Origin of the sequence: Sphingomonas sp. (genome assembly GCF_965200135.1) — a bacterium.
Lineage (GTDB): Bacteria > Pseudomonadota > Alphaproteobacteria > Sphingomonadales > Sphingomonadaceae > Sphingomonas.
In genome coordinates this window covers 347118-359604 of record NZ_CBDATK010000013.1, presented here as the reverse complement: position 1 = coordinate 359604, position 12487 = coordinate 347118, and the positions used below count along the sequence as shown (strand labels likewise).

Sequence of the window (12487 nt, the reverse complement as noted above, 5' to 3'; positions counted from 1 at the left end):
CCGGCTGCTGCCCGCGGTTCAAGAAGAAGCCGGACCCTGGGTCAAGCCCGGGGTGACGCGACGCGGGGCAGACTCCATATGCCCTCCATGTCCCGCGCCCGCGTCGTCCTCCTCAATGCCGCACTCGGGCCGCTCGACTACCGCGTCCCCCACGGCATGACGGTCGAGCCCGGCTCCGTGATCGTCGCGCCGCTCGGCCCGCGCCAATTGCTCGGCTGCGTCTGGGAACCCGAGCGGATGCCGTCGGACGCGGAGGTCGGCGACAACCGCCTGCGCCCGCTGCTCGCCGCCGCCGACGTGCCGCCGATCCGCGAGCCCCTGCGCCGCCTGATCGAGTGGACCGCTGCCTATTATTTGGCACCACCCGCCGCCGTGTTGCGGATGACGCTCGCCTCGACCAGCGCGCTGGAGGGCGCGCGGCTGGCGATCGAATACCGCGCCACCGGCACCGCGCCCGAGCGCCTCACGCCGCAACGCGAACAGGCGCTGGCGCGGATCGGCGACCGTCAGGGGCTGATCCGCGAGCTCGCCACGATCGCCGGCGTGTCGGACGGCGTCGTCCGGGGGCTGGTGAAGTGCGGCGCGCTGGAGGCGGTCGAGGTCGACATCGACAGTCCCTACCCCGTCCCCGATCCCGACCACGCCCCGCCCGAACTGTCGGCGGATCAACACGCCGCCGCCGCCACACTCGCCGCCGACGTCGCCGCACGCACGTTCCAGCCGACCCTGCTGGACGGCGTCACCGGCTCGGGCAAGACCGAGGTATATTTCGAGGCCGTGGCGCAGGCGCTGCGCGACGGCCGGCAAGCGCTGGTCCTGCTGCCCGAGATCGCGCTGACCGAACCCTTTCTTCAGCGCTTCCACGCCCGCTTCGGCTGCGAGCCCGTCGCCTGGCACTCCGGGCTGCGCTCGACCCAGCGCCGCCGGGCCTGGCGCGCGATCGCGGCCGGCGAGGCGCGCGTCGTCGTCGGTGCGCGCTCGGCACTGTTCCTGCCCTATGCCGATCTCGGGGTGATCGTCGTCGACGAGGCGCACGAGACCTCGTTCAAGCAGGAGGAGGGCGTCCACTACCACGCCCGCGATGTCGCGGTAATGCGCGGCAAATTCGAAGGCTGCGCGATCGTCCTCGCCTCCGCCACGCCGGCGATCGAGACCCGCCATCAGGTGGCGCTGGGTCGCTATGCCGAGCTGCAATTGCCCGAGCGTCACGGCGCGGCGCAGATGCCGCATATCGAGGCGATCGACCTGATCGCCGAGCCGCCGGAACGCGGCCGCTGGCTGAGCCCCCGCCTGGTCAAGGCGATGATCGAGACGCGCGCGCGTGGCGAACAGGCGCTGCTGTTCCTCAACCGTCGTGGCTATGCGCCGCTGACGCTGTGCCGGACCTGCGGGCATCGTTTCCAGTGTCCCAACTGCACCGCGTGGATGGTCGAGCACCGGCTGATCCGCCGCCTCGCCTGCCACCATTGCGGCCATGCCGAACCGACCCCGCGCGTCTGCCCCGAATGCAAGGAGGAGGACACGCTGGTCGCCTGCGGTCCCGGCGTCGAGCGGATCGCCGACGAGGTCGCCGCGTTGATGCCCGAGGCGAAGGTCGCGGTGGTGACCTCCGACACGATCTGGTCGCCCGCCAGGGCAGCCGAATTTGTAGCGCGGATGGAGGCCGGCGACATCGACGTGGTGGTGGGCACGCAGCTCGTCACCAAGGGCTATCACTTCCCCAACCTGACGCTGGTCGGCTGCGTCGATGCCGACCTGGGGCTGGAAGGCGGCGACCTGCGCGCGGCGGAGCGCACGTTCCAGCAGATCCGCCAGGTCTCGGGGCGGGCCGGACGTGGCGAGAAACCGGGCCGCGTCTTCATCCAGACCCACTCGCCCAAGGCGGCGGTGATGCAGGCGCTCGTCACCGGCGACGCCGCCGCCTTCTACGCCGCCGAAACCGACGCGCGGGCGGAAGCCGGCGCGCCGCCCTTCGGCCGCTATGCCGCGATCGTCGTGTCGTCGGAGGATCAGGCCACCGCGCACGAGACGGCACGGGCGATCGGCCGCGCCGCGCCGGAGGTGGACGGCATGCACGCCTACGGCCCCGCCCCCGCGCCGCTCGCGATGCTGCGCGGTCGCCACCGCTTCCGCCTGCTGGTCCACGCCAGACGCGCGCTCGACGTGCAGGACGTGATCCGCGACTGGCTCGGCGGCGTGGACTGGCCCGCCAGGGTGCGGGTGACGGTCGACGTCGACCCCTACAGCTTCTTGTAGGGGCCTTGCGGCACCTGCCTTGTCCGCGTTAGCTTGCGGCAAAATAATGGGGGATTGCCGCATGTTCCGCCGCCTGCTTGCCGCCACGGCCGCCACGCTCCTCGCCACCACCGCCGCGCAGGCGGAGTGGTATGAGGCGAGTTCCAAGCATTTCGTCGTCTACTCGGACGACAGCCTGGACAACGTGAAGCGATATACCGAGCGGCTGGAGCGGTTCGACAAGGCGATCCGCGTTCTGCATAACGACCTCCGCGATCCGGATCGCGGCAAGGCCGGACGTGTGGTCGTCTATGTCGTTCCGTCCGTCGACGACGTGCAGCGGCTGCGTCCGCGTGCGGCGGGATTTTGGGTGCCGCAGGTCACGCCGGTCGTGGTCATGCCGCGCAACACAGGCGGCGGCAGCACGCACGGCTTCACGGCACAGGCGGTGATGTTCCACGAATATACCCACCACTGGATGCTGACGACGTGGTCCGACGCCGCGCTGCCGGCCTGGTACACCGAAGGCGCGGCTGAATTCCACGCCACCGCCATGATCCGCCCCGACGGCATCATCTTCGGCGCGCCACCGGCCTACCGTCAGTATGGAGTCGACACGTTCCGCAACCAGATGCCCGTCTCGGCGCTGCTGCGCGCGGTGCCCGGTCGACTGGAAGACCTGCAGAGCGAGGCGCTGTATGGCCGCGGCTGGCTGCTCACCCACTATATGACCATGAATGCCGATCGGCGACGGCAACTGGCGACCTATATCGCCGCGATCAACTCGGGCAAGACGATCGAGCAAGCGGCACCGCTGCTGGGCGGCGTCTCGGACCTGAAGCTTGACAGCTATGTCCGCCAACCGACCTTCCAGTCGATCACCATTCCGATGAGTGACCTGACGATCGGCACCGTCGATGTCCGCCGGCTGACGCCGGGAGAGGCGACGGTGATGCCGGCGCTGATTCGCTCGCGCTCGGGCGTGAACCGGCAGACGGCACCGGAGGTCGTGTCGCTGGCGCGGCGAATCGCGACGCAGTTCCCGAACGATTCCGCCGTCCAGAACGAGCTGGCGGAGGCCGAGTTCGACGCCGCCGGACTAGGTCGCCCGGCCGACTCGGCCGCCGGCTATGCCCGCGTCATCGCCGCTTGCGATCGTGCGCTCGCCGCCGATCCGAAGTCGGTCCACGCGCTAATCTATAAGGGCATGGCGCTGGAGGAGCTTGCGGTAGACACCGGCAAGACGGATGCCGCGATCTGGGCGGCGGTTCGGCGCTGGTACATCGCCGCCAATCGCGCGGACACGGAAGATGCCGATCCGCTGCTTCACTTCTACGACAGCTTCGGGCGCGCGCATCAAGCTCCCACCGCCGGTGCCGAGGGCGGGGCGCTCTACGCCTATGCGCTGGCACCACATTATGAGGGTGCACGGATAGACGCCACGAAGATACTGCTGCGCCAAGGCAAGGTGGCGCAGGCACGCATCGCCTTCGCGCCCGTAGCCTACAGCGGTGATGGCCGTAGCAAGGAAGCTGCCGACATCCTGGCGGCGATCGACGCCGGCAACGCCGAAAGCGCACTTGCGGTCATCGAGAAGCTGGAAGACAAGGCGGAGGAAGCACGCAAGAAGGCACGCGGACAGACGTAAGGCTGCAAGCGCTGCGCGGACCTTACCGCGTCGCGTTGTACCGCAGCTGCACATCGGTCAGCTGAAACCCCACCAGCGCCTCGAAGCTCGCGCGCAGTACCGCCTGGCGGACCTGCGGCTGCGTCAGCGGGTCGGTCGCCGCGTCCTCCTCGCCGGCCTTGCGGCGCCGGGTGAGCTGCGCGCGGATGTCGGCGGGCAGTGTCGCTGCCGCGCGCGACACCGTGGCCGACGCCTGGCCGCGTGTCACCGCCCGGCCCTGACCCGCGTCGAAGTGGACCCGCACCGTGCCGATGCGCTTCGCCACCACCGCGCTGCCGCCGCGCACCACCGTGATGAAATAGCGCAGGTCGACGTCACGCGGCCCCGTCGTCCGCATCCGCCGCGCGTCGATGTCGAAGGTCACCGCCGTGCCGATCTGCTCGCCCGCGTCGTTGCACGTCGACCGGACGTTGGTCAGCACCGCCGTCATGTCGATCGCGCTCGCGTCCTGGCTGGTCGCCGGATCGAACAGCGTCACGTCGCCCGTTCCCGCCGGCACCGCCACGGTCGGGCAGGCCGAGCGCACGGCGGTGACGCCGCCCGTCTCGTCCAGCTCGCCTCGCCCGGCGCACCCCGCCAGGCCGACCAGCCCCAATCCGACCAGGGCCGTCCCGAATGCCTTTACGCCCACGCTACTGCACTCCTTGACCATGGCAGCGCCATAGGAACCGCCTTTCGCGCGCGCAAGCAATGGCGTAGGTGGATGCCTGTGACCGATCTTCCCGCCAAACCCGCGCTCGAACTGCTGATCGCCGCCCCACGCGGCTTCTGCGCCGGCGTCGACCGTGCCATCCGCATCGTCGAACTCGCCATCGAGAAGCACGGCGCACCCGTCTATGTCCGGCACGAGATCGTCCATAACAAGTTCGTCGTCGACGGCCTGAAGGCGCAGGGCGCGGTGTTCGTCGAGGAGCTGGATACGGTGCCCGACGGCGCGCCCGTGGTGTTTTCCGCGCATGGCGTGCCCAAATCGGTGCCGGCGGCGGCGCAGGATCGCGGCCTCGCCTATCTCGACGCGACCTGCCCGCTGGTCAGCAAGGTCCATCGCCAGGCGGAGCGGCTGGTCGCGGCCGGGCGGCACATCGTCTTTATCGGCCATGCCGGTCATCCGGAGGTGATCGGCACCTTCGGTCAGGTGCCCGCGGGCTCGATGACGCTGGTCGAAACGGTCGCCGACGCGGAGGCGCTGGTGGCCGCCGATCCCGACAACGTCGCCTTCCTGACGCAGACGACCCTGTCGGTCGACGACACGGCGGCGGTGGTCGCCGTGCTTCTGCGCCGCTTCCCGTCGATCCAGGCCCCCAAAGGCGAGGACATCTGCTACGCTACCTCCAACCGCCAGGCGGCGGTCAAGGCGATCGCCGCGCGGTGCGACGCGATGCTGGTGATCGGCGCGCCGAACTCCTCCAACTCGCTGCGCCTGGTCGAGGTGGCGGTCCGCGAAGGCACGCCCGCACGGCTGATTCAGCGCGCCGCCGAACTCGATTGGGCGTTCCTGGACGGCGTCGCCGTGCTCGGCATCACCGCCGGCGCGTCCGCCCCGGAGCTGCTGGTCCGCGAACTCGTCGCACGGCTGGGCGAACGCTTCGACCTGACCGAACGCGAGGTCGAGACGACCCGCGAAACGATCGCCTTCAAGTTGCCGCGCGAATTGGAGGCGGCGTAAGGGAAAAGGATCGGGCCTCGCGGCCGCCGTCGAGCCGAGATCGATACTTCCCTCGTGGCGTGACCCCGAAACGGCGCCTGCACGGGGGCCACCATACAATCCGGGATGGTCACGCTTCTCGTCGCTCGCAATGGCCTCACGAAACAGAGGGTCATTGCATGTCGTTTCGCGTTCTTGCCGCTGCCACACTCGTTACCGCTCTGCCCTGTTCGACAGCCGCGAGTGCCCTCGATCCCGATCCGAACGCCGCTTCTCTCAACGGCGAGGCGGCGTTGCAGGCAGGCTTCCCGTCCGATCCGCGCGTCGTCGAGGTCCGCGCAGGGGGCGTCAACCGAGCCCGAACGGTCGGCACGCAGTGCACCGGCTTCATCGCCGATCAGCCGGACTACAAGATCACCTATCAGCCGCGCTCCGGCTCGCTGCCGCTGATCTTTTCCGTGGTCTCGGATAGCGACACGATGCTGGCGATCAGGGCGCCCGACGGTGCCTGGTACTGCGACGACGACAGCGGTGAGGGGAGCAATCCCGCGATCCGGTTCAACAATCCGCGCGGCGGCGGGTATTCGATCTTTGTCGGAACATATGATTCCGGTGGCAACGCCCGCGCGCAGCTCCGGATTTCGGAGCTTACCAGCTCGGTTCCCTCGGCGGCCATCTTCAACGGTGGCGGCACCGTCGCCGCGAGCGCCGGCTCGGCTGGCACGCGGCCAAATCCTGACACGCCGTCCTATAACGGCTCGGTCACGCTGGCGACCGGGTTCGGCGGCGCCCGACAGGTCAGGGTCCGGGCGGGTGGCGATATCGATGCGCGCATCGTCAGCCAGCAATGCACCGGCTTCGTCGGTGCCCGACCGGACTACAAGGTCGTGTATCAAGCGCAGGCGACCGGCGGAAAGGTCGGCAGCGCGCTACCGTTGATCTTCACCGTGCGATCGGACGCAGACACCATGCTGGTCATCAACGGCCCGGATGGCCGCTGGTATTGCGACGATGACGGTGGCGACGGCAACAATCCCCTGGTCCGCTTCGGCGCGCCGGCAAGCGGACGTTACGACGTATTCGTCGGGACCTATCGGGCAGGCGACACGGTCGTTGCGGACCTGAGTGTCGCGGAACAAGCCAGCGGCCGATAGCCTCGTTCGTCCGGCCACGCGTCGCGGACGCTTGCCGTCGTCGGCGATGTGCATGAGCGAGGCCGCGACGGGATGGCGCTCGTCTGATCGATAGCGACAAGGCGGCAAACGCGAGCTTCGCGCCGTCAGAGCCAAACGAACCCTGTCCTACACGCCCACCCCTCGCTAAGCGCGCCGGGATGCCGATCGACCTGCCCTGTCGCCACCGCGTCTCCGCTCATCGCCTCGCATCGGCGGTTCGTCGGAACCGTTGCGTATTCTCAGTGATCTTCGACATCGTTCGGCAGGCCCGCTGATGGCCGTCTACACCCATGTGTCCGCCGAATCGCTCGCGCGCTTCCTCGCCCGCTACGATGTCGGCGAGCTGGTGTCGGCGAAGGGCATCGCCGAAGGTGTGGAAAACTCCAATTACATGATCGACACGACGGGTGGCCGTTACTTCCTGACGCTCTACGAGAAGCGCACGGATGCGAATGACCTGCCCTTCTTCCTGGCACTGCTCGATCACCTCGCCGCGCGCGGGCTGGCCGTGCCGCCCGCGATCAAGGACCGCGCCGGCGTCGCGATTCAGCAGCTGGAGGGCCGCCCTGCCTGCCTCATCCAGTTCCTGCCCGGCGTGTCCGTCTCACAGCCGACCGTGGCGCAGGCACGCGGGGTCGGGCGTGCGATGAGCGACCTGCACCGCGCCGTGATCGGCTTCCCGCTCCAGCGCGAGAATTCGATGGGCGCGGGCCACTGGCGACCGCTGTTCGAGTGCTGCGGACGCAGCCTCGACCGCATCCAGCCCGGCCTCCACGACGCGATCGGCCATGCGCTCGACGTCGTGCTCGCCGCCTGGCCCGACCGCTACGGCCAGCGCACGATCGTCCATGCCGACCTTTTCCCCGACAACGTGCTGATGCGCGGCGACGAGGTGACGGGGCTGATCGACTTCTATTTCGCCTGCACCGACCTGCGCGCCTACGATCTGGCCGTCGCGCACACTGCGTGGAGCTTCGACGTCACCGGCACGCATTACGACTCGGGCGTCGGCGACGCGCTGCTCGCGGGCTATGGCGAGGGATCGGCGCTGAGCGGCTACGAACGCAAGGCGTTCCCAACGCTGGCGGCGGGCGCCTGCCTGCGCTTCACGCTGTCGCGTGCGTGGGACTGGCTCAACACGCCCGCCGACGCGATGGTGACGCGCAAGGATCCGCTCGCCTATTGGCGCCGCCTCGCGGTCTACGCGCCGGAGCTGATCGCATGAGCGACGCAGAGTTGGAGGGGGAGCTCCCCTTCGTCGAGATCGCCACCGACGGCGCCTGCAAGGGCAATCCCGGCCCCGGCGGCTGGGGCGCGCTGATCCGTTCGGGTACGCGCGAGAAGGAGTTGTCGGGCGGCGCACGCGACACCACCAACAACCGCATGGAACTGACCGCCGCGATCGAGGGGCTGAACGCGCTGAAGCGCCCGTGCCGCGTGAAGCTGTCGACCGACAGCCGCTATGTCATGGACGGGCTGACCAAGTGGATTCATGGCTGGCGCAGGAACGGCTGGCGGACGGCCGATCGCAAGCCGGTCAAGAACGCCGAGCTGTGGCAGGCGCTGATCGAGGCGAGCGCGCGCCATCGCATCGAATGGCTGTGGGTGAAGGGCCATGCCGGCCATCCCGACAACGAGCGCGTCGACAAGCTCGCCAGCGCCGCGGCGAAAGCGGCGGCGTCTTAGTTATTCCCTGCTTCCTGCCCCGCGAGCGGGCCGATCGGGAAACAAGGGCCTCGTGGACGACACCCGTGGGATGGCGGCGGCACCGCTGCCTCGCTTCACCCACCGCCGCCAGAGAACCGCCGTGCCTACGCGCTCCGGACCGTATCAGCGCCATCCCGCTTGCCCCGCCCACGCTTTGACCGCATCACGCGCGGCATGGCCATTCAATCCGACCGCTGGATCCGCGAGCGCGCGCTTGCCGACGCGATGATCGAGCCCTTCGTCGAAGCGCAGCGGCGCGAAGGCTGCATCTCCTATGGCCTCTCCTCCTACGGCTACGACGCGCGCGTCGCGGACGAGTTCAAGATCTTCACCAACGTGGATTCCGCGACCGTCGATCCCAAGGATTTCGCGCAGAACAGCTTCGTCGATCGCAAGACCGATTGTTGCATCATCCCGCCCAACTCGTTCGCGCTCGCTCGCACCGTCGAGTATTTTCGTGTGCCCCGTGACGTGCTCGTCATTTGCCTGGGTAAGTCCACCTATGCGCGGTGTGGGATCATCGTGAATGTAACCCCGCTCGAACCCGGTTGGGAAGGCCACGTCACGCTGGAATTCTCCAACACGACCCCGCTGCCGGCGAAGGTCTATGCGAACGAAGGCGCGTGCCAGTTCCTGTTCCTGCAAGGGAACGAGCCCTGCGAGATCAGCTATGCCGACCGTGCCGGCAAGTATATGGGCCAGCGCGGTGTGACGTTGCCTCGGCTTTAGGCCGTGCTGACCCAACGTCATTGTGACAGGGACGTACCAGACTGTCCGCCTCGGCGCGCAGGGACTTGCGAGACAAGAACCGCAAGCTCGTCACTGCCGCCGCAATCGTGGCCTTAACCGCTGCGAAGCTCCGCCAAGAATCGAAGTCTTCACCCGGACGGGCGCCGCACCGCTCCTTCACCAATGCTCGCGAGCGTCGCCCCCGCGCCTAGCTTCTCGCGGCCAGCCTCGCGCCGCCCACGTCGCGTGAATTGAAATGAGACTCGACGACCGCACTCGCCCACCACTCTTCAGGACGCCAGGTCATCGCCAACGTCGTAGACCCAAGATGCCGCCGGCGCACGGAGGGGACCAGCATAAGGGGCCCGCCCGGCCACCGCCTCCGATCAAAACTTCGTGCCAGTCATAGCCGCGGCCAGCGGTCGGCGATCATCCGCTGCGGCGGCACGATGTTTTCCGTGCCGGTGCCGATCCGTGGACCGGCGTGATCTTAGCGGTCGACGTCGGCGGCAGCATTCTGACGAGCAGCGACGCGGTCGATCGCTCGGGTTATCAATCACCTTGGCCGTGCGATCCTCATCCGTAGCGGTCGCCAAGGGCAGCGGAGAGTATCGATCCTCGTCAGGCGGCCGCAGCGGGCAACCCTGCCGCACGTCGACGTCGACACGTTGTTTCACTCCATTAGCCAGTCGGATCATTGAACCGATATCGCGCGACCGTTCGGCCGCGAACGGACGACCCCTTTGACATCGATGTAGAGGCGTCAGCCGCGTGAGGTCGTCGGCTTCCGGCCTTCAGCTATGCGGGATGGAGACTTACTGCATAGAAGCGCTGCTCCTCCTCCGCGCTTCGCCGCCACCGTAAGCTCAACGGAGCCGATCGGCCTGAAGTCGGCGAGTTCCTGCAAAAGATGAACGCCGACCGCTTCGCGCGGAGATCAGGAAGGCACGCGGTGGTGGCGACCGGCTCGTTTCAATCCGTGTCAGACCGCGAGTCGAAGCATGGTTGCGTCTATCGCAGTCGATCGACCTATACACATCGAGGCGGTCTCGACACGCCGGCACCGACCGGCTGAGAACGCCGCCATTTCCGATAGAGAACCAATCAAACTCAAGGGGCCGCATACGTGCGGACGCCAGCCGATCACGAATAGGCAGCGACAATCGTCCTTGGCCGGCATCTCCAGCGCGCCTCAAAATGCAACGGTACGCTTGAGCGGTGCGATGTACTGGCACGCGAGTTTCATGCCGGGCAGCTACTGCCATGCTCAGGATCGTCGAGCATCGTCCTTCGCTCACAGGAGAGCTCCAGTCACTTCCCGCAGCGGTGCGGACAGCGCATCTGTCTCAACAAAAAAGGGCAGCCCCGAGGGACCGCCCATTTCCGCCACTCGATACGACCGGATCAAAAACGATTGTAATACTGCTCGTTGCCGATGAATCCGAGCTTTGTGATCGCGGAGCGCTTGACGATCGCCAGCGTCTTGTCGACGATCTCGTAACGCGCGTTTGCGTCCGGCTGGAAGTGCAGCTCCGGCTCGGGATTGAGCTGAGCGCTCTGATCGAGATAACTCGCCAGCGTCGGCTCGTTCACTGGGACGCCGTTCCACGTCACGGTCCCGGCGGCGTCGATCGCAATCTTGTTCTTCTGCGGGTCGACAGGCGGCTTGGGCTGATTGGGATTCTGGACCGGCAAATCCACCTTCACCGCGTGGGTCTGAACCGGGATGGTGATGATGAACATGATGATGAGCACCAACAGAACGTCGATCAACGGCGTCATGTTGAGATCCATCATCGGCTCGCCATCGTCTTTGCCGCTGCTCATGGCCATGACGAACTAACTCCTGAATACGATTGCTGTAAGCCGGCCGCCGTTACAGGCGCGGCGAGTTTTCCACGGCGGTCGGCTCGGAAATGAACCCGACCTTGGCGAAGCCGGCCATCTGCATGTTGTAGATCGCCCCGCCTACGCAGTTCCACGGCACATTAACGTCGGCGCGGATGTGCGCCTCCGGCAACTCGAGATCGGGGTTGCCGACGCCACCCTGCCGCGCAATCTCGGCCCTCAGCTTGGCGACCGCACGAGAGAGCAGCTCGTCATGGCCGACGCGGGTCTGGCCCCAGAATACCGCGCACTGTCCGTCCGAGCCCTGCAGCACGGATAGCGAGACGTTCTCCGGCTTCGTCGTGGTCGGATCGAAGCGTACGTCGGGAAGCTTCAGCTTCACCGACTGGACCACGACCGGCACCGCGATCAGAAAGATGATCAGCAGCACCAGCATCACGTCCACGAGCGGCGTCGTGTTGATGTCCGACATTGTCGTATCGTTGTCGCCGCCAACGCTCATTGCCATTGCAAAATCACCTTACTCTGGTTCGGCAGGAGCGAGCCTCCGCCATATCAGCCCGGTGCCGCGACCGGCGACACCGGGCCAGTCGCTTAGCTGTTGTTCGGCGTGCTGCCCGTGGCGCCGAACGTCGACGAACCGCTGGTGGCGCGCGCCGGCGCAGCGGCGGCAGGCTTGTTGGAGCCAGTCGCGGTCGCAGGAGCGGCGGTGCGGATCGTCGGCTTCACCGCGCCATTAGAAGCGAGGAAGCCCAGCACGTCGTTCGAAAAGGCCGAGAGGTCCTCCTGGATCGACTTGTTGCGACGCTGCAGCCAGTTGTAGCTGAGCACTGCCGGCACCGCGACGACCAGGCCGAGCGCGGTCATGATGAGCGCCTCACCGACCGGACCTGCCACCTTGTCGATCGATGCCTGACCCGCCGCGCCGATGCTGAGCAGGGCGCGGTAGATACCCACCACAGTGCCGAACAGCCCGATGAACGGCGCGGTCGCGCCGACGGTGCCGAGGAACGCCAGGCCCGCATTGAGCTGCGAGTTGATCGACGCTTCCGAACGAGCCAGCGAACCGTGCAGCCAATCATGCGCCTCGACCGGATCGGTCAGCTTGCCGTGCTGCTCCTGCGCCGCGAGTCCGTCATCGACGATCTGGCGGTAGGCGGAGTTCTTCTCCAGCTTGGCCGCGCCCTCGCGCAGGTTAGCCGAGTTCCAGAAGCCCTGCCGGACGCGCTTCGCCTGGCCGCGAATCTTCTGCTGCTCGAACAGCTTGGTGAAGAGAATGTACAACGAAACGACTAGAAACAACACCAGGATACCAAACGTCGTCCACGAGATCGCGCCGCCGGCCTTGAGCGCGGGGACGAGGCCGTACTGCTCGGCGGCGGCGGCGCTGGCTGCGTTGCCCGCAGCGGAGAGGAAGGTGATGGGCATGATAGGGTCGGTCCTTCAGCAAAAGTTGGTGGC

Annotated in this window: 11 protein-coding genes; 7 read left to right on the top strand and 4 right to left on the bottom strand. The window is 67.3% G+C overall.

Going from position 1 to position 12487, the window contains the following annotated elements; translation table 11 throughout:
- The first annotated feature begins 87 nt into the window (after nucleotides 1-87).
- Both ACOFKS_RS15295 and ACOFKS_RS15290 read left to right on the top strand, forming a co-directional pair.
- Complete coding sequence (locus tag ACOFKS_RS15295) at nucleotides 88-2256, top strand: primosomal protein N' (protein WP_419810115.1); 2169 nt, start codon at nucleotides 88-90, stop codon at nucleotides 2254-2256.
- A 61-nt stretch (nucleotides 2257-2317) separates the two neighbouring features.
- Nucleotides 2318-3883 carry a tetratricopeptide repeat protein gene (locus ACOFKS_RS15290; RefSeq protein WP_419810114.1) on the top strand — a complete coding sequence of 522 codons (1566 nt, stop codon included), beginning with the start codon at nucleotides 2318-2320 and terminating at the stop codon, nucleotides 3881-3883.
- A 22-nt stretch (nucleotides 3884-3905) separates the two neighbouring features.
- On the opposite strand, the gene ACOFKS_RS15285 is transcribed toward ACOFKS_RS15290, so the two are convergent.
- Nucleotides 3906-4553: a hypothetical protein gene (locus ACOFKS_RS15285; protein ID WP_419810113.1), complete on the bottom strand. Its 648-nt coding sequence runs from the start codon at nucleotides 4551-4553 to the stop codon at nucleotides 3906-3908.
- 72 nt (nucleotides 4554-4625) lie between these two features.
- Here ACOFKS_RS15285 and ispH point away from each other — a divergent pair, with 72 nt between their 5' ends.
- The 5 genes from ispH to dcd all read left to right on the top strand — a co-directional run bounded on the left by ispH (nucleotide 4626) and on the right by dcd (nucleotide 9178).
- Nucleotides 4626-5588, top strand: a complete 963-nt coding sequence (gene ispH, locus ACOFKS_RS15280) for a 4-hydroxy-3-methylbut-2-enyl diphosphate reductase (RefSeq protein ID WP_419810112.1) — start codon at nucleotides 4626-4628, stop codon at nucleotides 5586-5588.
- Between the two features lie 158 nt (nucleotides 5589-5746).
- Nucleotides 5747-6721: a hypothetical protein gene (locus ACOFKS_RS15275; RefSeq protein WP_419810111.1), complete on the top strand. Its 975-nt coding sequence runs from the start codon at nucleotides 5747-5749 to the stop codon at nucleotides 6719-6721.
- A 295-nt stretch (nucleotides 6722-7016) separates the two neighbouring features.
- Nucleotides 7017-7967 carry a homoserine kinase gene (gene thrB, locus ACOFKS_RS15270; protein ID WP_419810110.1) on the top strand — a complete coding sequence of 317 codons (951 nt, stop codon included), beginning with the start codon at nucleotides 7017-7019 and terminating at the stop codon, nucleotides 7965-7967.
- Nucleotides 7964-8428, top strand: a complete 465-nt coding sequence (gene rnhA / locus ACOFKS_RS15265; protein ID WP_419810109.1) for a ribonuclease HI — start codon at nucleotides 7964-7966, stop codon at nucleotides 8426-8428. Before thrB ends, rnhA begins: the two co-directional genes overlap by 4 nt.
- A 195-nt stretch (nucleotides 8429-8623) precedes the next feature.
- A complete protein-coding gene (gene dcd, locus ACOFKS_RS15260) occupies nucleotides 8624-9178 on the top strand; it encodes a dCTP deaminase (protein ID WP_419810108.1) in 555 nt (184 codons plus the stop codon).
- 1404 nt (nucleotides 9179-10582) lie between these two features.
- Here the strand turns inward: dcd and ACOFKS_RS15255 are convergent.
- From ACOFKS_RS15255 to ACOFKS_RS15245, 3 genes are all read right to left on the bottom strand, one after another.
- Nucleotides 10583-11011, bottom strand: a complete 429-nt coding sequence (locus ACOFKS_RS15255) for an ExbD/TolR family protein (protein WP_419810107.1) — start codon at nucleotides 11009-11011, stop codon at nucleotides 10583-10585.
- Between the two features lie 43 nt (nucleotides 11012-11054).
- A complete protein-coding gene (locus tag ACOFKS_RS15250; RefSeq protein WP_419810106.1) occupies nucleotides 11055-11534 on the bottom strand; it encodes an ExbD/TolR family protein in 480 nt (159 codons plus the stop codon).
- An 86-nt stretch (nucleotides 11535-11620) separates the two neighbouring features.
- A complete protein-coding gene (locus ACOFKS_RS15245) occupies nucleotides 11621-12454 on the bottom strand; it encodes a MotA/TolQ/ExbB proton channel family protein (protein WP_419810105.1) in 834 nt (277 codons plus the stop codon).
- Nucleotides 12455-12487 lie beyond the last annotated feature (33 nt).